This window comes from Mycobacterium sp., assembly GCF_019243155.1.
Lineage (GTDB): Bacteria > Actinomycetota > Actinomycetes > Mycobacteriales > Mycobacteriaceae > Mycobacterium.
Map to the genome: position 1 here is coordinate 1 of NZ_JAFAUS010000356.1, position 18,632 is coordinate 18,632.

Consider the following 18,632-nt stretch of genomic DNA (forward strand, 5'->3'; position numbering starts at 1 on the left):
TTTCCCGCGAGCGGCGGTCTTCGTCGACGACCTTGGCCCGGTCCGTAATCGGCGGTTGGTCAACGCAGTTGATCGCCACCCGAGCGTCGGTGGCGTTGGTGTAGTGGCCGTGCGAGTCGCGGCGCATGTACATGTCGGCCAGAGCGAGCAGGGTGTCCCCGTGGTGGTCGACCAACTCCGTCAGGCCGTCGGTCAGGTGATGCCACAGGCTCGGCGAGTACAGCGCCATGATGGTGCCGACGATCGCGTCGCTGTAACTCAGTCCGCGCGGGTCGTTCGTCGGCACCGGCCTGCCGAGCATCAGGTTGTTGGGGTCGACCATCGGGTCGACCAGGCTGTGGTAGACGTCGATGGCCTTGGCCGGGTCGGTCCCCAGCGGGCAGGTCGGATTCTTCGCGGCGCAGTCGGCGGCGAAGTCGTTGAACGCATCCTGAAAACCCTTGGCCTGACGCAGATCCGCCTCGATGGGATCGGCGTTGGGGTCGACGGCTCCGTCGAGGATCATCGCGCGCACGTTCTGCGGGTAGGCCTCCGCGTACGCCGACCCGATGCGGGTGCCATAGGAGTAGCCGAGGTAGGTCAGCTTGTCGTCGCCGAGCGCGGCGCGCATCGCATCGAGGTCCCGGGCGACGTTGACGGTCCCGACATTGGCCAGGAAATCCTTGCCCATCTTGTCGACGCAGCGGCCGACGAACTGCTTGGTCTCGTCCTCGATGTGGGCCACGCCCGCCGGGCTGTAGTCGACGTTGGGCTCGGTGCGCAGCCGATCGTTGTCCGCGTCGGAGTTGCACCAGATCGCCGGGCGTGACATGCCCACCCCGCGGGGGTCGAAGCCGACCAGGTCGAAGCGCTCGCGGACCCGCTTGGGCAACGACTGGACGACACCCAGCGCCGCATCGATGCCCGACTCACCGGGGCCGCCGGGGTTGATCACCAGCGAGCCGACCTTGTCTCCGGTCGCGGGGAAACGGATCATCGCCAGCGTCGCTACGTCGCCGCCCGGCTGGTCGTAGTTGACCGGCACGGCCAGTCGGCCGCACAGCGCGCCGCCCGGGATCTTGACCTTCGGGTTCGCGGCCCGGCACGGCGTCCACTCGATGGGCTGACCCAGCTTGGGCCCGGCCATGACGGCCCGCCCGCCCACAACGCGGAGACAGCCGGCAAGCAGAAGCGCCACGGAAGCGATCGCCGTCCAGATCAGCAGCGTGCGCGCGATCTTGTCGCGGCGAGTCAGGCCCATGCCCACCTATGCTGCCAGAGCGAACCTGAGATCCTGATTAGCGGCACCTGCGGCCGACTAACACCAGGCCGCCAGCAACTCTTCCATCCCGACCGCGAACTCGTCGACAAGCTCCCACATAGGCCACCAGGTTGTGCACCGGCATGCTGTCCGTGAACCGGGTTCGCGCGTAGATCCGCATCGCGGCTCCGAACACCGTCGGCGCGGCGAACTGCGACCAATCCTGCAACAACGAAGCGCCAATGGCCGAACTATGTTCTTTTGCAACCGAATTCGCCTGAGAAATGGCTGACAGGCGCTGCACGGATCCGCGATTTCGGTGTGCAAATAAGCGACGCCACCAGCGACGAAATCGGCAACGCATTTCGATCGACCAGATATTGTCGCAGCACCCCGGAGACCAACGACATCACCACGTCATTGGCTTTGACGCCGAAGCCGTTTTTCAATTCGACGTATGCGACGTTTCGGCGGCCACCGATCTCGGCATTGAAAGAGGAAACTGGCGTCGAGTCCGCCTGACCGCCGCATGCCGAGCATGGCATGTCTCACACCTTTAGGGCGGTGCAACCGCGGAGCAGAGATGGCAGAATAAATCCGTCAGACGAACCCGGGGACCTCTTGAGGCCACGAGGGTCGACCCGACGACCAATTAGGGACAATGATGTCTGAGCACAACGTTTACGGTGCAAACACGCCTGCAACACCCAGGGCGAAAATTCGCACACACCACCTGCAAAAAATGAAGGCCGAAGGCCACAAGTGGGCCATGCTCACGGCCTACGACTATTCGACCGCCCGCGTTTTCGACGAGGCCGGCATCCCGGTGCTGCTGGTGGGCGACTCGGCGGCCAACGTCGTCTACGGCTACGACACCACCGTGCCCGTCTCCATCGACGAAATGATCCCGCTGGTGCGCGGAGTGGTGCGGGGCGCCCAGCACGCCTTGGTCGTCGCGGACCTGCCCTTCGGCAGCTACGAGGCCGGCCCGGCCGCCGCGTTGGCCGCCGCCACCCGGTTCATGAAGGAAGGCGGCGCGCACGCGGTCAAGCTCGAGGGCGGTGAGCGGGTGGCCGAGCAGATTGCCTGTCTGTCCGCCGCCGGCATTCCGGTGATGGCCCACATCGGCTTCACCCCGCAGAGCGTGAACAGCCTGGGCGGCTTCCGGGTCCAGGGTCGCGGTGACGCCGCGGAACAGACCGTGCACGATGCGATCGCCGTCGCCGAAGCCGGCGCGTTCTCCGTCGTCATGGAAATGGTGCCGGCCGAACTGGCCACCCAGATCACCGGAAAGCTGACCATCCCGACCATTGGGATCGGAGCTGGCCCGAACTGCGACGGCCAGGTCCTGGTTTGGCAGGACATGGCGGGGATGAGCAGCGGCAAGACCGCACGCTTCGTCAAGCGGTTCGCCGACATCGGCGGGGAATTGCGTCGCGCCGCAACGCAATATGCGCAAGAGGTGGCCGAAGGGTCCTTCCCCGCCGAGGAGCACAGCTTCTAACAGAGCGTGGCAAACCGCGCGCCCAGGGCTTTTCTCCCCCGGTTCACCGTGCGCCCCGTCACTATCGCTAACCGATGAAACCCGTTGGGTGACAGGGTTGTACGATTGTTTCTAGATTACGGTCTCGTCTCTAGAACAAGGGTGAATATATCGACCGGGGGAATCGCGGTGACTTTGTGCACCGTCGAACGGTGTTGAAGTTTCCGCTGCTACTCGCAGGAGGAGGCACGGCACTGGCTCAAGCACCGCACGTATCCGCGCAACCACCCCGGACCTCACCGCAAGCAACACGCTGGTCACCTGAGCGCGCCAATCGCTGGTATCAAGCGCAGGGCTGGCCCGTCGGCGCCGACTTCATCACGTCGAACGCCATCAATCAGTTGGAGATGTTCCAGGCCGAGACCTACGATCCGCGGCGCATCGACACCGAGTTGAGTTGGGCCCAGGCCAACGGATTCAACAGCGCGCGAGTCTTCCTGCACGACCTCCTGTGGGTCCAGGATCACCGCGGCTTTCAAGCCCGTCTCGCGGAATTCGTCGACATTGCGGCGCGCCACGGCATCAAGCCGCTGTTCGTGTTGTTCGACTCCTGCTGGGATCCTTTTCCCAAGGCCGGCCCGCAGCGCCCGCCACGACCCGGCATCCACAACTCCGGATGGGTGCAGAGTCCGGGGGCCGATCGCCTCGGTGATCGCGGCTACGTCAAGACCCTGCGCGGCTATGTCACCGGGGTCCTGACCCAATTCCGCAATGACGACCGCATTTTGGGTTGGGACCTGTGGAATGAGCCCGACAATCCCGCGGAGGCCTACGCCTCGGTCGAAAGACCAGACAAATTTGATCTTGTCGCCGATTTGCTTCCGCAGGTTTTCCAATGGGCACGTCTGGTTGATCCCTGCCAACCGTTGACGAGTGGCGTGTGGCACGGCGAATGGGCGGATCCCGGACGCCGCAGTGTCATCAGCGGCATTCAGCTCGATAACTCCGACGTCATCACGTTCCATTCCTACGCCGAGCCCTCGGAGTTCGAGCACCGCATCGGCGAGCTTGTCTCGCAAGGGCGTCCGATCCTTTGCACCGAGTACATGGCCCGGCCATTGGGCAGCACGGTCGAAAGCATCCTGCCGATCGCCAAGCGCGCGGGCGTCGGCGCATTCAATTGGGGCTTGGTCGCCGGGAAGACGCAGACCTACTTCCCATGGGACTCGTGGGAGCACCCGGACCCGGCGATGCCGCAGGAATGGTTCCACGACCTACTCGGTCCGGACGGACGGCCGTTCAGAGACACCGAGGTTCAAACGATTCGCGAGCTGAGCGGCCTGGCGATGCACCTGCGGCCGCCGGCGCCCGGCTGAGAAGGATCAGCGCACCTTAGTCTGCGGCCGCTATCCCGGCCCCTATTCCGCAGCGATTCTGGAAGTCGGTCAACGGCTGGCGAATTCCCAACAGGTCGGTGTGAGTCTGCGGGTTGGCGTCCATGTATTGCTTCACTTGATCGCGAATATCGGCGCGCGGCTGGCCCTTCAGGCTGGTGAAGTACGCGTTGACGTCAGGGTGGGTGAACAGATAAGCCGACGTTGCCGCCGCAACACCGGCGGAAACCTGGGCGAGGTCGGCCGCTGTGCAATTCGGTGCGGGCGCCGGATCCGGCAGGTCCGCCCGCCAATTAGCTGAAGCCGGACCGCAGGCGGCGAAAAGCATTGCCACACTGGCCGCGCCGGCCGCAATTCCACTGGCGACTATTCGAGTCGCAACGCGAGGGGAAGCCACCATTGGAACGCTCCTTCATCAGCTATCCGAGGTTTCCGTGAATTGAGCGGTTACCCGTACCGCAAACCATAAGCGGTTTCGATGTGGCGCATACGCAATTCACGCGGCAAAAGAATCACTCCCCCACGGCCGGGACCCGCAGGCCGGCCCGGTCGGACCGCGGCGATTCGCCGGCGGCCGGGCGAGCGCGGTATGGCAGGCTATGGATGCCCTATCCACGACCGTCCACGACGTCCAAGGCCGCGGTAACGCGCCCTCAACGGAGCCGAAGATGCCTGAAAAAGCGCCAAAAACCTCGCGTCATCTCGAGGTTGAGCGCAAGTTCGATGTTGTCGAGTCCACCGTGTCGCCTTCGTTCGAAGGCATCGCCGCGGTGGCTCACGTCGAGAAGTCCCCGATTCAAAAGCTCGACGCGACGTACTTCGACACGCTGACACAGGATCTGGCGCGCAACAAGATCACCCTGCGCCGCCGCACCGGCGGCTCCGACGCGGGCTGGCACCTGAAGTTGCCGGCCGGGCCCGAGGCCCGCACCGAGGTCCACGCGCCGCTCGACGCATCGGGTTCCGGTGGCCACGGCACCGTGCCCGAGGAGTTGGTCGATGTCGTGCTGGCGATCGTCCGCGATCGTCCACTGCAACCGGTCGCCCGCATCACCACCCAACGCGAAACCCAGGTGTTGCGCGGCGCCGGCGGCGCCACGCTGGCGGAGTTCAGCAACGACCACGTGGTCGCATGGTCGGCCCGCGCCTCGGACGACTCCGGACCGGAGCCCACTCAACAGGAGTGGCGCGAGTGGGAGCTGGAGCTGGCCGAGCCGAGCGAGGACTCCGACGAGAATCCGGACACCGAGTTGTTGAACCGGCTGAGCAACCGTCTGCTCGACGCGGGCGCTGCCCCCGCCGGACACGCTTCCAAGCTGGCCCGGGTGCTGGGCGCCCCGTCGCCCAGCGCGGAGCCGCCCGAGGACCCGCTACAGCGTGCGGTGGCCGAGCAGGTTCGCGAACTTCTGGTGTGGGATCGCGCGGTGCGCGCCGATACGTACGACTCCATTCACCAGATGCGGGTGACCACCCGCAAGCTGCGCGGCCTGTTGACCGATTACCAGGAATCATTCGGGTTGCCCGACGAGGGCTGGGTGCTTGATGAGCTGCGTGAGCTGGCCGGCATCCTCGGCATCGCCCGCGACGCCGAGGTCCTCGCGGAGCGGTACGAACGTCAATTGGGCGAGCTCGCACCGGAATTGGTGCGTGGCCCGGTGCGCGAGCGGTTGGTCGGCGGCGCCGAGCGCCGATACCAGACCGGGCTGCGGCGGTCGTTGATCGCGATGCGTTCGACCCGATACTTCCGGATGCTCGACGCCCTCGAGGAGCTGGTGGCCCAAACCCCCGGCGGCGCTCCGGGCGAGGAACAGCCGCCGGTCACCATCGATGCCGCGTACAAGAAGGTCCGCAAGGCCGCAAAGGCCGCCAAACAGGTCGAGAAAGACAACCCGGACGACGAGTACGAACACGACGAGGCGATACACCGAATCCGCAAGCGCGCCAAGCGACTTCGCTACACGGCGTCGGCCACCGGCGCAGACAGGGTGTCCGAACAGGCGAAGGCCATCCAGTCGCTGCTCGGCGATCATCAAGACAGCGTGGTCAGCCGCGAACATTTGAGTCAAGAGGCCCAAACCGCGCAGGCCGCCGGCGAGGACACCTTCACCTACGGTCTGCTGTACCAGCGGGAGGCTGACCTGGCTACCAGCTGCCGTACCCAACTCGACAGCGCGCTGCGCAAGCTCGCCAAAGCGGTGTACAAAGAGGACCACTAGCTTTCAACGCGGACGAGTTGGCCTGTGGTACAAATGCTTTCGATTTCGCTACGGCCATAAGGCCGAGTCCCGCTGCCAACCGTCCAGGCTTGCTCTACTGCGTACTACAACGGTGTTCGCGCAGGGCTTTGTCGATGCCGGTCAGGCTTTGGGCAATCGAATCCAGCGATTCGGCGAACGTCTCGGTGAGCTGGCCGCCGTTGAGATAGTGGACGTGCGCTTCTGCGTCTTGGGCCGTCGAGTGGGTTTTGACGCGAACGAACTTTGCGGGCGGGCCGGGCATGACGAACCCGGTTTCGAACTTACCCAGGTCAGTCTCGGACGATCTGTACACGAACATGTGTCCCCTTTCCTAGTTTCGCAACCCTAACGCGCTCCGAGGGCGACCTGCCGGGCCTTGGAGACGGTTCTGCCATATGACCGGCTCAGTCCCAACGATGGACAGCCACTTATGACCGGCCAGAGCAGTGAGTTGCTCAGTGCCGAAGTGGAACCGCATCGCCCTAAGCCGCGTCTGAATAGTCGGTCGGGCTACCCTTTGCGATCCTCGGGCGCGGCTCGCTTCTATTCTCGGCCATTACGGATTCGGTGATCCTGGTGTTAATGCTCCCGGCACCCCTGGTGTTAATGCTTCTGGCAGTCCTGGTGCAAATTGTGTTGGTCCCGGCGCGGCGGGCCCCGTCATTCTTGGCGATTCCCCTGGTTGCTCACCCGGCGGGATTCCCTCAGTCGGTAAAACGGGTTCACTCCAAAAGCCGTCCGGCGCCATGTGGTCTTTGCAGAAATTCGTAGAGTTCATCACCACCATGTATCCCCTCCACAACCCTGGCGGGTTAGGTGCCGGTGCCATCGCGCCGTCTGGACAGCGCCAAGTACAACTGAGAGCGCCGACACCGGCACCGCCGATCCCGCCGCTGATGCCGTTGTTAGATGCACCGAGAATGCCGTTGACGCCGAAACCACCTGCCTCGCAGTGCATATGCGACCCGTTGATCTCCGTCGGGTAGTCGCAGAAGCCACCTTGCGCGAACAAAGCGCCGCCACCGGATCCAACGCCTGGATACGGGCAGAGGTCGGCGTGAGCCGATCCAGCCGGGAGAAATATTGACGCACAGAAGCCGAAAGATGCCACAGAAGCGAAAGTTATGATTTTCTCCATTTAGCGGTCATAGCTCCTTTCTCATTCGAGGCAACAAGGGCTCCGAGTATGGGCCGTACGCATGCAGATTCTGCTCCGCCCCATCGCCCAATGTGGTGCGTTTGACCCAGCTTGCTGAATGAACGAATGCCCAACTCGGGGTACCGAGATCTCATTGTGAACAAACGCTGAGGGGTCGATTCGAGGCGGCGAATGAGCAACTGCGCTTATCCTGGTCGCAGGGCCCGCGGGGGGGGGACGAGTTGGCCTGTAAGCCGGATTCTGTTCCGCGCCGCCGCGCGTAAGCAACGGCGGCGCGGCGGCGGCCATCCATCTGGACACACCGTCGCCGGGTGCCTCAAGCGGCCTACCCGCAGGCTCGGGCGAGCAACCCTCGAACGCCTGCGCGGCCGCACCTTCCGGTGCGGCCTTCTTGACCTTGCTTCGGGTGGGGTTTGCCTAGCCACTCCGGTCACCCGGAATGCTGGTGCGCTCTTACCGCACCGTTTCACCCTTACCACCACGAGGGTGGCGGTCTGTTTTCTGTGGCACTTTCCCGCGAGTTACCTCGGATTGCCGTTAGCAATCACCCTGCTCTGTGAAGTCCGGACTTTCCTCGAACCGCCTCACGACGGTCCGCGGCCGCCCGGCCAACTCGTCCGCGCCGATCTACGGTACTCGTTGCGGAATCCGCAGGCCAGCGGCTTTCCCCGCACCTCACATTGCGGGCATCCCTATCGTCTACAGATCATGGTGTCTGATCAATGGTTCAAGCGTGTCGAGACCGGCGACTGGGCCGCCATCGCGGCTGAGGTCAGCGAATTCGGCGGGGCGCTGCTGCCGCGGCTGGTCACGGCCAGTGAGGCGGCACGGCTGCGCAAGCTCTACGCCGACGACAGCTTGTTCCGTTCGACCATCGACATGGCGCCGAAGCGGTACGGCGCCGGGCAGTATCGCTACTTCCACGCGCCCTATCCCGAACCGATCGAGGAGCTCAAACAGGCCCTCTACCCCCGGCTGTTGCCGATAGCCCGGGAGTGGTGGGCGAAGCTGGGCCGGGACGCCGCCTGGCCGGACAGCCTCGACGACTGGCTGAAGACATGCCACGCCGCCGGCCAGACGCGATCTACCGCGCTGATGCTGAAATACGGTGAAGGCGATTGGAACGCCCTGCATCAAGACCTGTACGGCGACTTGGTCTTTCCGCTTCAGGTGGTCATCAACCTGAGCGTCCCCGACACCGATTACACCGGCGGCGAGTTCCTGCTCGTCGAGCAGCGCTTTCGCGCGCAATCACGCGGCACCGCAACGCAATTGCCGCAGGGGCACGGGTACGTCTTCACCACCCGGGAACGACCGGTGCAATCCAGCAGGGGTTGGTCGGCGTCCCCGGTGCGCCATGGTGTGTCGGTGGTTCGCTCCGGCGAACGCTATGCCATGGGCCTGATCTTTCACGACGCCGCCTGAGGGCCAAGGCTATTCGGCACGTCGCAGCACCATGACGTGGTCGACCATGTTGCCGATTTCACCGTTCGGCCCGACCATCTCGCGTCCGGCGGACTGTGCGAACTCCCGAGTCCAGCGGCTGGTGTCGAGTCGCAGGGACGCGAGCACCTCCTCGATGCCCGCAAACTGGTGGCCGTCGTGCTGCGCCCAGGGTGGGGGCGCCCCGTGATCGACGATCAGCAGCACGCCGCCGGGATTCACGCGTTCGGCCGCCAGCCGCAGCACCGCGTCCCGCTCCAGGTAAGCAGGCGAGTGCAAGTATTGCGCGGACACCAGGTCGAACATCCCGTCGGGGAAACTCTCGTTGAGGTCGTGCCGCTGAAAGCTGATGTTTGACAACAGGTTCCGGTCGGCCGCCACCTCGGTCGCTCGTTGCAGCGCGGTGGCCGATACGTCGACGGCCACCACCTGCCAGCCACGCTCGGCCAACCACAGCGCGTCGGCGCCTTCGCCACAGCCGAGGTCCAGAGCCCGGCCCGCCGGCAGCTCAGTGGCTACCTCGGCGAGGCGGGGATTGACGCGCCCACTCCACACCCGCTCGGCGGAGCGGTAGCGGTCTTCCCAGAACTGCCGGGCGTCCTCGGGTTTGCAAGAGTCTTTGCAAGAACTGTCCACACAGCGAGCTTGCCCAGCCGGGAAAGAATTGCCAAGCTGATTTGCCATGCAGGCAAAGACGAGAAGCGAGTCGATCGACCTCCAGGTGCGCCGCCGGCTCCGGGAGCTGCGCGTGCAGCGCGGCATGACGCTGCAGGAGGTCGGCGACCGCGCCGGGATCGACGTCTCGACGCTGAGTCGCCTCGAATCGGGGAAACGGCGGCTCGCGCTGGATCATCTGCCGCGGCTGGCCGAGGCGCTCTCGGTCAGCACCGACGAGTTGTTGCAGGCATCCGAGGCACGCGATCCACGGGTGCGCGGCCGCGCGCACACCCACCGCGGAGTCACGTACTGGCCGCTGACCCGGCAAGGGCCCGCGGGCGGATTGCACGCGTTCAAAGTCCGGGTCAGCGCTCGACGCCGCACCCCACCGACCGAGCTGCCGGTGCACGAGGGCCAGGACTGGATGTACGTGCTCGCCGGGCGGATGCGGCTAATCCTCGGCGACCGTGACTTCGCCATCGACCCGGGCGAAGCCGTCGAGTTCTCCACCTGGACTCCGCACTGGTTCGGCGTGGTCGACGGGCCGGTGGAGGCCATCGTGATCTTCGGCCCGCACGGGGAACGGCTACACCTGCACAGCTAACCCCGCTGGGGATTGTGCACACGCTCAGCATTGACCATTGCCCAGCGACGACGTTGGTGCCAGGCTGACCGAATGACAGATACCGAAGGCTACGTCGACCAGGCGATGGCGGGTGTCGCGGAGCCGCAGCCGATGTACAAGGCATTGCGTGAGTCGACCCCGGTATTCCGATCACCCCAGGCGGTCGTACTCAGCCGGCTGGCCGATATCGAGATGACGCTCAAGCACACCGAGTTGTTCTCGTCAAAGGACGCCGTCGATCTGGGCAACATCCGGCCGCTGATCCCGCTGCAGGTCGACCCGCCCGAGCATGCGAAGTACCGCCGCATCCTCGATCCGCTGTTCACCCCACGCGAGATGGCACGGCGCGAACCGCGCGTCACCGAGCTGGTGAACGAGATGATCGATCGCTTCGCCGATCGCGGCGAGTGCGACTTCCACGAAGAATTCGCGGTCCCCCTGCCGTGCACGGTGTTTCTGCAGCTGCTCGGCCTGCCGTTAGAGGACCTGGACCAGTTCCTGGAATGGAAGGACGACGTGATCCGCCCGGAGGGCGACTCCGGATACGATCGCCGCCACGAATATATGGCACCCGCGGCACAACAGATCTACGCCTACTTCGAGCGCGCCATCGAGGACCACATCGCCAGCCCACGCGACGACGTGCTGTCCTCCCTGATCGCGGCCAAAGTCGAGGGAGAACCGCTGACGCACGACGAGATCCTCGACATCTGCTTCCTGTTCCTGATCGCAGGCCTGGACACGGTGACCGATTCACTCGACTGCTTCTTCGTCTATCTGGCACGGCATCCCGACCATCGCCATCAGCTCGTCGAGCAACCCGACGTGCTGCCGAGCGCCATCGAGGAGCTGTTGCGCTGGGAGACGCCGGTGCCCGGCGTCGTACGGGTTGCGACGGAAGACGTTGAGGTGGGCGGCTGCCCGATCAGCAAGGGCGAGCGGGTCAGTCCGTTACTCGGCGCGGCGAACACCGACCCCGCCGAGTTCCCCGAGCCCGAGCTCGTTGACTTCCGCCGCAACCCGAACCGCCACCGCGCCTTCGGCGGGGGCCCACACCGATGCCTGGGTTCACACCTGGCCCGGATGGAGCTGCGCGTGGCGCTACGCGAATTCCACCGTCGCATACCGGATTACGAGATCAAGCCGGGCGCCGAGCTGACCTACACCGCCGCACTGCGGTCGGTGGAATCGCTGCCACTCACGTTCCCGGTGTCATGAGTCGCATTTCCGTCGACGCCGACCGTTGCACCGGACACGGACGCTGCTACACGTTGGCGCCCGACGTCTTCGATGCCGACGAGGTCGGACACTCGATCGTGCTTGTCGAGGACGTCTCCGGCGAACTGGAATCACAGGCGGCCACCGCCGAGCAGAACTGCCCGGAAAGCGCCATCACGCTGACGCGTTAGAGATAAGCCGTCTGGTTGACCAACCGCACCGACGACGCTCCGTCGGGATAGAACTCGGCGATGCTCAACGACGCCAAATCCAGGTGCAGCCGGTACAAGATGCCCGGCCCGGCGTCCAGCGCTTGACGCAGCAGCATCTTGATCGGCGTCACGTGCGAGACGAGCAGCACCGTCGTGCCCTGGTGCGCGGCGATGACCCGCCCGCGAACCGCGGACACCCGATCCAGCACCGCGTCGAAGCTCTCACCGCCCGGTGGCTTGGTCGAGGTGTCGCGCAGCCACTGGGTGTGCAGCTTGGGGTCGCGCTCGGCGGCCTCGCCGAACGTCAACCCTTCCCACGCACCGAAATCCGTCTCGATCAAGTCCTCGTCGACGGTCACGTCGAGGCCCAGCGCCTTGGCGGCCATGGCCGCGGTGTCGTACGCCCGTTGCAGCGGGGAGGACAGCACGGCCGAGATTCCGCCGCGCTGCGCCAGATACCGCGCCGCGGCGTCGGCCTGCCGCCGCCCCGTTTCGGTGAGCGCGGGGTTGCCGCGCCCCGAGTAGCGGCGTTGCGCCGACAACTCGGTCTGCCCGTGTCGCAGCAACAGAAACCTGGTTGGCGTTCCGCGCGCGCCGGTCCAGCCGGGCGCGTTAGGGGACGGCGCCGCAACGGCTTTCGCGGGCTCGGCGACGAGCGGTTCGGGCTTCTCTGCCGTGTCATCCACGGCGGCCGCGGCATCCATCGCCTCGTTGGCCAGCCGATCGGCATGCGAATTGCGTTCCCGTGGAATCCACGTGTAGCTGATCCGGTCGAACCGCGACGCCAGCTTTCGGGCCTGACCGTGGAGTTCGATCAGGTCCGGGTGCTTGACCTTCCAGCGCCCGGACATCTGTTCCACCAGCAGCTTGGAGTCCAACGACACCGCCGCCTCGGAGGCACCGAGCTTCAGCGCATCCTCCAAACCGGCTATCAATCCCCGGTATTCGGCCACATTGTTGGTAGCGCGGCCGATGGCCTGTTTGTTCTCCGCCAGCACGGCCGAGCGGTCGGCCGTCCAGACCACGGCGCCGTACCCGGCCGGCCCCGGGTTGCCGCGCGACCCGCCGTCGGCTTCGATGACCACCTTCATTAGTCGAACCCCTTGACCCGCAACAATATCGCTCCGCACTCCGGGCATCGCACCACGTCGTCCTCGGCGGCGGCGGAGATGCGGGACAGTTCGCCGCGGTCTATCTCCAGCCGGCAAGCTCCGCATCGGCGTCCCAACAGCGGGCCGGCACCCGGCCCTCCCCCGGCACGCTGCCGTTCGTAAAGAGCGGACAGGGCGGGGTCCAGCGCCGCGCTCAACGTGTCCCGTCGCGAGGAATGCTGCTCGCGGGCTTCGGTGATTTCGCCGAGCGCTGCATCGAGAGCCTGCTCGGCATTGGACAATTCGGTCTGCAGAGTCTCGACCGCCCCCTGCGCGGCATCGAGCTGCGCTTGCAGTTCCTCGCGGCGCTCCATCACTTCCAGCAGGGAATCTTCCAGGCTGACCTGCCGGCGAACCAGCGTCTCCAGCTCGTGCTGCAGATCCGACAGTTGCTTGGCGTCCGTCGCTCCCGATTGCAGCATTGACCGGTCGCGGTCTTCGCGCTGCCGCACGGAATCGATCTCCGACTCGAATCGAGACACCTGAGTGTCTATGTCTTCCAATGCGATTCGAATGGCACCCACCCGGTCACCGGCCGCACTGCATTCTTCGCGAATCCGTTCGAGGGCCTCTTGCTCGGGCAGATGACTGGCCCGGTGCATGATGCGGGACAGCTCAGCATCCAACTTCGACAATTCGAGCAGCGAACGCTGCTGTGTCACTTCGGCTTTCATCATTGATCACTTCCGGCTTCGTCGCCAAGCTGGCCCATGTCCCACGGGTCGGTGCGGATGTTGCACACCCGGGCCGACAGCCCGGCGAAGTGGGATCGCAACAAGTCGGCCGCCTGTTCACACCAGGGAAATTCACTGGCCCAGTGCGCGACATCGACCAGGGCCACATCGGAGGCCCGCAGATGCTCATCGGCCGGATGGTGCCGCAGGTCGGCGGTGACATAGGCCTGCACCTCCGAGCGGGCCGCGGTGGCCAGCAGCGAATCCCCGGCACCGCCGCAGACGGCCACCGACGACACCGGCATGTCGGGGTCGCCCGCCGCGCGGACTCCCCACGACGTCCGCGGTAACGCGGTGCTGACGCGGGAGACGAAGTCGCGCAACGGTTCCGGACGCTTCAAACTGCCGATGCGGCCCAGCCCGGCGTCGCTGGGCGGGGGCACCATCGCGAAGATGTCGAAGGCGGGCTCCTCGTAGGGATGGGCGGCGCGCATCGCCGCCAGCACCGCGGCGCGGGCCCGCGCGGGCGCGACGACCTCGAACCTGTCCTCGGCCACCCGCTCGACGGTTCCGACGCTGCCCACCGCGGGCGTGGCCCCGTCGTGCGGGAGGAATTGCCCGATTCCGCTGACGCTCCAACTGCAGTGGGAGTAGTCGCCGATGTGACCGGCACCGGCCGCAAACACCGCTGCCTGCACGGCCTCCGAATTCTCCCGGGGCACGTAGACGACCCACTTGTCGAGGTCTGCGCCGGTCGCGGCCGGCTCCAGCACGGCTTCGACGGTGAGGCCCAGCGCCTGCGCCAGCGCGTCGGACACGCCGGGCGACGCGGAGTCGGCATTGGTGTGCGCGGTGAACAGCGAACGGCCCGTGCGGATCAGGCGGTGCACCAGCGCGCCCTTCGGCGTGCTGGCCGCCACCGTGTCCACCCCCCGCAGCAGCAACGGGTGGTGCGCCAGCAGCAGCCCGGAATCGGGAACCTCGTCGACGACGGCCGGCGTCGCATCGACCGCGACCGTAACGGACTCGACGACATCGCCCGGGTCCCCGCACACCAGGCCCACCGAATCCCACGATTCGGCGAGCCGCGGTGGGTAGGCCTCGTCCAGCACCTCGATGACATCGGCCAGCCTCACACTCACCGCCGGCCCCCCATCGTCGCTTCCGAGATCGCTTGTACCAGCTGCGGCCATTCGGGCCGCACCGCGGCCCGCAGGTACCTTTGGTCCAAGCCGACGAAGGTATCACAACGGCGAATGGCAATCCCTCTGTCCTGCAAAACCATTCGTATCCGATCCGCATCCGGCATCCGGAACAGGACGAACGGGGCCCGGCCATCGACCACGTCGGCCCCCACCGATCGCAAGCCGGCCGCCATCTCGGCGCGCATCTGCGCCAACCCCAGCGCGCCCGCAGCCGCGTCGGCGACGGCCTGCTGCCCAGAGCAGGCCGCGATAGCCGTCAGTTGCAACGTCCCCACCGGCCAGTGCGCGCGCTGGGCGGTCAGCCTGGCTAACACCTCGGGCGAGCCCAGCGCGTACCCCACCCGCAGCCCGGCCAGCGCCCAGGTCTTGGTCAGACTGCGCAGCACCAGCACGTCGGGCAGCGAGTCACCGGCCAACGACTGCGGCTCCCCCGGAATCGAATCCGCGAACGCCTCGTCGACCACCAGGATTCGTCCGGGCCGGCGCAACGCGAGCAACTGCTCGCGGGTGTGCAGCACCGAGGTCGGGTTGGTCGGATTGCCCACCACGACGAGATCGGCATCCTCGGGCACCTGACTGTCCTGCAACGCGTCGTCCAACCCGAACGGGGGCTCCAACACCACGTGGTGCACCGGCACCCCGGCGGCCGACAGCGCGGCGGCCGGCTCGGTGAACGAGGGTTCCACGGTCGCCGCACGCTCCGGGCGCAGGTTGCTCAGCAAGGCGAACCCCTCGGCGGCGCCGGCCAACGGCAGCACCTCGTCGCGGGTTCGGCCGTGTCGCTCGGCGACCGCGTCCTGGGCGCGGTGGACGTCCGCGGCGCTCGGATAGCGGGCCAGATCCGGCAGGCGTTCGGCCAGCCGCGTCAGCAGCCACTCCGGCGGCCGGTTGTGGCGGACATTGACGGCGAAATCCAGCATCCCGGGCGCGGCGGCCTGATCACCGTGATAGCGCGCCGCTGCGGGCGGGCTCAAGTTCAGACTCGCCATCCGAGAAACACTAGTGGCCGACTCGGGCGCGCGGCAGCGACACCGTCACACGCGGCCGCGGCCATCGAGGACAATGGTGAGGTGACAGACACGACGACGTCGGCCGATTGCCCGGCCCCTTTCGACGGCACGCCGCGAGCACAGCTGGTGATCTTCGATCTGGACGGCACCCTCACCGACTCGGCGGAGGGAATCGTGGCCAGTTTCCTGCATGCGCTCGGCCACATCGGCGCGCCGGTGCCCAGCGGTGACCTCGCCGCGCAGATCGTCGGCCCGCCAATGGACGACACCTTCCGTGCGATGGATCTCGGCGACGACGCCGAGGAAGCCATCGCGGCCTTCCGGGCCGAGTACGGGACCCGCGGCTGGGCGATGAATTCGCTGTTTGACGGGATCGAAACGCTGCTACTGGATCTGCGCGCGGCCGGCGTCCGGCTGGCCGTGGCCACGTCCAAGCTGGAAACGACCGCGCGGCGCATCCTCGCCCATTTCGGGCTTGACCAGCATTTCGAGGTCATCGCCGGGGCCAGCCCCGACGGCTCGCGCAAGGCCAAGGTCGAGGTGCTGGCGCACGCGCTGGCTCAGCTGCAGCCGCTGCCCGAGAGCGTGCTCATGGTGGGCGACCGCAGCCACGACGTCGAAGGCGCGGCCGCACACGGAATCGACACCGTGGTGGTCGGCTGGGGCTACGGCAAGTCCGACTTCTCCGATGGTGACGTCATCAATCGCGCCGCGACCATCGACGAGCTGCGGAGAGTGCTAGGTGTCTGAGCCGCTGCACGTCACGTTCGTCTGTACCGGCAACATCTGCCGTTCGGTAATGGCCGAGAAGATGTTCGCCGACCAGGTGCAGCGCCGCGGTCTCGGGGACGCGGTGCGGGTCACCAGCGCGGGCACCGGCAACTGGCATGTCGGTGAAGGCGCCGACGGGCGGGCGGCCCGCGTGCTGCGCGAGCACGGCTACGCATGCGACCACACCGCCGCGCAGGTCGAGGATGACCACCTGACGGCCGACCTGGTGGTGGCGCTGGACCGCAACCACGTCCGGATGCTGCGACACCTCGGCGTCGAGGACGACCGGCTGCGGATGCTGCGGTCTTTCGACCCTCGTTCGGGAGCCCACACGCCCGACGTCGACGACCCCTACTACGGGGAAGCCCAGGACTTCGAGCGGGTATACGACGTCATCGAGGCGTCACTGCCCGGGCTGCACGCCTGGGTCGACGAACGACTCGAGCGGAACGGCTCGGGTTGATGCCCAGTTTGATGCGCCGCCTGGCCTTCCTGCTGCGTCCGGGCTGGATAGCGCTGGCGTTGGTGGTGATCGCCTTCACGTACCTGTGTTTTATGGTGCTGGCGCCGTGGCAGCTGGGGAAGCACAACCGGACGTCGCGGGAGAACAACCAGATCGACTATTCCCTCAACACTCCCCCGGTTGCGCTGAAAACCCTGCTGCCTCAACAGAATTCCTCGGCACCGGACGCGCAGTGGCGGCGGGTGACGGCCACCGGGCACTACCTCGCGGACAGCCAGGTGCTGGCCCGCTTGCGAACGGTGGAGTCAAAGCCGGCGTTTGAGGTGCTGGTGCCTTTCGCGGCGGACGACGGGCCGACCGTATTGGTCGACCGCGGCTACGTGCGCCCCGACGAGGGGTCGCACGTCCCGCCGATCGCCCCGGCACCCCAGCAGACGGTGACCATCACCGCCCGATTGCGCGACTCCGAACCCGCCCCCCAAGGGAAGGAACCGTTTTCCCGCGACGGCGTGCAGCAGGTGTACTCGATCAACACCGAGCAGATCGCGGCACTGACCAAGGTTCCGCTCGCCGGCTCCTATCTGCAGCTGGTCGAGGACCAGCCCGGCGGGCTCGGCCTGATCGGCGTGCCTCACCTGGACGCGGGACCGTTCCTGTCCTATGGCATCCAGTGGATTTCGTTCGGTATCGTCGCGCCGATCGGGCTGGGGTACTTCGCCTACTCCGAGATCCGGGTCCGCCGCAAAGAGAAGCAACAACAGTCCGCCGATCAAGCGGCTCCGGCCCCGCAGGCCCCCCGCACCGTCGAGGAGAAGCTCGCCGACCGCTACGGCCGTCGCAGGTAGCCGAGCAGCCCGGCCAACAGCCCGGCACCCGCCTGCACCAGCGACGACAGCGCGACCGCGGCGCGCAGGTCGGCCACCGTGGGTTCGCGGCCGTCGCCGAGGGTGGGCCGGATCTCCAGCTCATGGTGGTACTGCGTGGGCCCGCCGAGCCGCACGCCCAGCGCCCCGGCGAACGACGCCTCGACTACGCCGGCGTTCGGGCTGGGATGGCGCGCCGCGTCGCGACGCCAGGCCCGCAGCGCCCCCGACGGCGATCCACCGACCAGAGGCGCGCAGGCAATCACCAGCAGAGCGGTCGTCCGGGCGGCGACGTAGTTAACCACGTCATCCAATCGTGCTGCGGCCCAACCGAATCGGATGTAGCGAGGCGAGCGGTAGCCGACCATCGAGTCCAGCGTGTTGATCGCGCGATACCCCAACACCCCGGGCACGCCGCCCACCGCCGCGCACAGCAGCGGCGCGACCTGGGCGTCGGACGTGTTCTCCGCGACCGACTCCAGCGACGCGCGTGTCAGGCCCGTAACGTCCAGCGCGGCCGGATCACGCCCACACAGCGACGGCAACAGCAGGCGCGCGCCCTTCACATCGCCGCGCATCAAGAGCTCCGACATCGACGAGCCGGTGCGCGCCAACGACGTTCCGCCCAGCGCCGCCCACGTGGCCGCCGCAGTGGTCGCGACCGGCCAAAGCCCGCCGCCACGGTCGGCGGCCCGTTGCGCCGCCACGCCGAGCACGCCGACGCCCCCCACCAAAACCCCGACGTGCACCGCGCCCGCGATCCTGGTATCGCGGTAGGTCACCCGCTCGACGACGGCGGCGGCCTTGCCGAACATCGCGACCGGATG

19 protein-coding genes, 1 other RNA gene and 1 pseudogene are annotated in these 18,632 nt (G+C 66.6%); 10 read left to right on the forward strand and 11 right to left on the reverse strand.

Annotated features, from left to right (window positions below; genetic code table 11):
• Nucleotides 1–1,246: alpha/beta hydrolase (locus tag JOZ00_RS18430; protein ID WP_293346150.1), on the reverse strand; the 1,246-nt coding region annotated here is incomplete at its 3' end.
• A 245-nt stretch (nt 1,247–1,491) separates the two neighbouring features.
• Complete coding sequence (locus JOZ00_RS18435) at nt 1,492–1,785, reverse strand: hypothetical protein (RefSeq protein ID WP_366022360.1); 294 nt, start codon at nt 1,783–1,785, stop codon at nt 1,492–1,494.
• A 119-nt stretch (nt 1,786–1,904) separates the two neighbouring features.
• On the opposite strand from JOZ00_RS18435, the gene panB reads away from it, so the two are divergent.
• Nucleotides 1,905–2,744, forward strand: coding sequence for a 3-methyl-2-oxobutanoate hydroxymethyltransferase (gene panB / locus JOZ00_RS18440; protein WP_293346152.1), 840 nt, complete (start codon nt 1,905–1,907; stop codon nt 2,742–2,744).
• A 176-nt stretch (nt 2,745–2,920) separates the two neighbouring features.
• On the forward strand, nt 2,921–4,099 hold the full coding sequence (locus JOZ00_RS18445; protein ID WP_293346154.1) for a 1,4-beta-xylanase: 1,179 nt from the start codon (nt 2,921–2,923) through the stop codon (nt 4,097–4,099).
• 16 nt (nt 4,100–4,115) lie between these two features.
• Here JOZ00_RS18445 and JOZ00_RS18450 read toward each other — a convergent pair whose 3' ends face one another.
• Entirely contained in the window at nt 4,116–4,517 is a 402-nt protein-coding gene (locus JOZ00_RS18450) for a heme-binding protein (RefSeq protein ID WP_293346156.1), read from the reverse strand.
• Nucleotides 4,518–4,785: 268 nt separating this feature from the next.
• Here JOZ00_RS18450 and JOZ00_RS18455 point away from each other — a divergent pair, with 268 nt between their 5' ends.
• Entirely contained in the window at nt 4,786–6,333 is a 1,548-nt protein-coding gene (locus tag JOZ00_RS18455) for a CYTH and CHAD domain-containing protein (protein ID WP_293346158.1), read from the forward strand.
• Nucleotides 6,334–6,427: 94 nt separating this feature from the next.
• On the opposite strand, the gene JOZ00_RS18460 is transcribed toward JOZ00_RS18455, so the two are convergent.
• Nucleotides 6,428–6,673, reverse strand: coding sequence for a hypothetical protein (locus JOZ00_RS18460; RefSeq protein ID WP_293346160.1), 246 nt, complete (start codon nt 6,671–6,673; stop codon nt 6,428–6,430).
• Between the two features lie 1,053 nt (nt 6,674–7,726).
• Nucleotides 7,727–8,129, reverse strand: an RNA gene (gene rnpB / locus JOZ00_RS18465) — RNase P RNA component class A.
• 92 nt (nt 8,130–8,221) lie between these two features.
• Here rnpB and JOZ00_RS18470 point away from each other — a divergent pair.
• On the forward strand, nt 8,222–8,938 hold the full coding sequence (locus JOZ00_RS18470) for a 2OG-Fe(II) oxygenase (RefSeq protein ID WP_293346162.1): 717 nt from the start codon (nt 8,222–8,224) through the stop codon (nt 8,936–8,938).
• A gap of 9 nt (nt 8,939–8,947) precedes the next feature.
• Here the strand turns inward: JOZ00_RS18470 and JOZ00_RS18475 are convergent, their stop codons facing one another.
• Nucleotides 8,948–9,592, reverse strand: a complete 645-nt coding sequence (locus JOZ00_RS18475) for a class I SAM-dependent methyltransferase (protein ID WP_293346164.1) — start codon at nt 9,590–9,592, stop codon at nt 8,948–8,950.
• A 46-nt stretch (nt 9,593–9,638) separates the two neighbouring features.
• Between JOZ00_RS18475 and JOZ00_RS18480 the strand changes: the two genes are divergently transcribed.
• The 3 genes from JOZ00_RS18480 to JOZ00_RS18490 all read left to right on the forward strand — a co-directional run bounded on the left by JOZ00_RS18480 (nt 9,639) and on the right by JOZ00_RS18490 (nt 11,647).
• Nucleotides 9,639–10,217, forward strand: coding sequence for an XRE family transcriptional regulator (locus tag JOZ00_RS18480; protein WP_293346166.1), 579 nt, complete (start codon nt 9,639–9,641; stop codon nt 10,215–10,217).
• A gap of 72 nt (nt 10,218–10,289) precedes the next feature.
• Entirely contained in the window at nt 10,290–11,456 is a 1,167-nt protein-coding gene (locus tag JOZ00_RS18485) for a cytochrome P450 (protein ID WP_293346168.1), read from the forward strand.
• Nucleotides 11,453–11,647 (forward strand): ferredoxin, encoded by a 195-nt coding sequence (locus tag JOZ00_RS18490; RefSeq protein ID WP_293346170.1) that lies wholly within the window; start codon nt 11,453–11,455, stop codon nt 11,645–11,647. Before JOZ00_RS18485 ends, JOZ00_RS18490 begins: the two co-directional genes overlap by 4 nt.
• Here the strand turns inward: JOZ00_RS18490 and JOZ00_RS18495 are convergent.
• From JOZ00_RS18495 to cobC, 4 genes and pseudogenes are all read right to left on the reverse strand, one after another.
• Nucleotides 11,644–12,759 (reverse strand): bifunctional RNase H/acid phosphatase, encoded by a 1,116-nt coding sequence (locus JOZ00_RS18495; protein WP_293346172.1) that lies wholly within the window; start codon nt 12,757–12,759, stop codon nt 11,644–11,646. The genes JOZ00_RS18490 and JOZ00_RS18495 overlap by 4 nt on opposite strands.
• The gene (locus tag JOZ00_RS18500; protein ID WP_293346174.1) at nt 12,759–13,493 is read right to left on the reverse strand and encodes a zinc ribbon domain-containing protein; all 735 of its coding nucleotides are present in this window, start codon (nt 13,491–13,493) and stop codon (nt 12,759–12,761) included. The genes JOZ00_RS18495 and JOZ00_RS18500 overlap by 1 nt, the downstream gene beginning before the upstream one ends.
• Nucleotides 13,493–14,635 carry a Nif3-like dinuclear metal center hexameric protein gene (locus JOZ00_RS18505; protein WP_293346176.1) on the reverse strand — a complete coding sequence of 381 codons (1,143 nt, stop codon included), beginning with the start codon at nt 14,633–14,635 and terminating at the stop codon, nt 13,493–13,495. Before JOZ00_RS18505 ends, JOZ00_RS18500 begins: the two co-directional genes overlap by 1 nt.
• Nucleotides 14,632–15,693 (reverse strand): annotated as a pseudogene (cobC, locus tag JOZ00_RS18510) (Rv2231c family pyridoxal phosphate-dependent protein CobC); the annotation flags it as partial. The pseudogene cobC and the gene JOZ00_RS18505, both read right to left, overlap by 4 nt.
• Before the next feature lie 141 nt (nt 15,694–15,834).
• Here cobC and JOZ00_RS18515 point away from each other — a divergent pair.
• Genes JOZ00_RS18515 through JOZ00_RS18525 form a run of 3 tightly spaced genes read left to right on the forward strand, consistent with a single transcriptional unit; the run spans nt 15,835 to nt 17,787 of the window.
• Complete coding sequence (locus tag JOZ00_RS18515) at nt 15,835–16,458, forward strand: HAD-IA family hydrolase (protein WP_293346182.1); 624 nt, start codon at nt 15,835–15,837, stop codon at nt 16,456–16,458.
• Nucleotides 16,451–16,942, forward strand: coding sequence for a low molecular weight protein-tyrosine-phosphatase (locus tag JOZ00_RS18520; RefSeq protein WP_293346178.1), 492 nt, complete (start codon nt 16,451–16,453; stop codon nt 16,940–16,942). Before JOZ00_RS18515 ends, JOZ00_RS18520 begins: the two co-directional genes overlap by 8 nt.
• 11 nt (nt 16,943–16,953) lie before the next feature.
• Complete coding sequence (locus tag JOZ00_RS18525; RefSeq protein WP_293346184.1) at nt 16,954–17,787, forward strand: SURF1 family protein; 834 nt, start codon at nt 16,954–16,956, stop codon at nt 17,785–17,787.
• Here the strand turns inward: JOZ00_RS18525 and JOZ00_RS18530 are convergent.
• A partial coding sequence (locus JOZ00_RS18530; RefSeq protein WP_293346180.1) for a cobalamin biosynthesis protein occupies nt 17,769–18,632 on the reverse strand: 864 nt, incomplete at its 5' end. The two genes, JOZ00_RS18525 and JOZ00_RS18530, sit on opposite strands and share 19 nt — an antisense overlap.

Excerpts from the sequence above, each read along its gene's own strand:
- JOZ00_RS18450 (WP_293346156.1), bottom strand. The coding sequence starts at position 4,517 with ATGGTGGCTTCCCCTCGCGTTGCGACTCGAATAGTCGCCAGTGGAATT.
- JOZ00_RS18470 (WP_293346162.1), top strand. The coding sequence starts at position 8,222 with ATGGTGTCTGATCAATGGTTCAAGCGTGTCGAGACCGGCGACTGGGCC.
- JOZ00_RS18435 (WP_366022360.1), bottom strand. The coding sequence starts at position 1,785 with ATGCCATGCTCGGCATGCGGCGGTCAGGCGGACTCGACGCCAGTTTCC.
- JOZ00_RS18490 (WP_293346170.1), top strand. The coding sequence starts at position 11,453 with ATGAGTCGCATTTCCGTCGACGCCGACCGTTGCACCGGACACGGACGC.
- JOZ00_RS18525 (WP_293346184.1), top strand. The coding sequence starts at position 16,954 with ATGCGCCGCCTGGCCTTCCTGCTGCGTCCGGGCTGGATAGCGCTGGCG.
- JOZ00_RS18485 (WP_293346168.1), top strand. The coding sequence starts at position 10,290 with ATGACAGATACCGAAGGCTACGTCGACCAGGCGATGGCGGGTGTCGCG.
- JOZ00_RS18480 (WP_293346166.1), top strand. The coding sequence starts at position 9,639 with ATGCAGGCAAAGACGAGAAGCGAGTCGATCGACCTCCAGGTGCGCCGC.
- JOZ00_RS18500 (WP_293346174.1), bottom strand. The coding sequence starts at position 13,493 with ATGAAAGCCGAAGTGACACAGCAGCGTTCGCTGCTCGAATTGTCGAAG.
- JOZ00_RS18495 (WP_293346172.1), bottom strand. The coding sequence starts at position 12,759 with ATGAAGGTGGTCATCGAAGCCGACGGCGGGTCGCGCGGCAACCCGGGG.
- panB (WP_293346152.1), top strand. The coding sequence starts at position 1,905 with ATGTCTGAGCACAACGTTTACGGTGCAAACACGCCTGCAACACCCAGG.
- JOZ00_RS18460 (WP_293346160.1), bottom strand. The coding sequence starts at position 6,673 with ATGTTCGTGTACAGATCGTCCGAGACTGACCTGGGTAAGTTCGAAACC.
- JOZ00_RS18455 (WP_293346158.1), top strand. The coding sequence starts at position 4,786 with ATGCCTGAAAAAGCGCCAAAAACCTCGCGTCATCTCGAGGTTGAGCGC.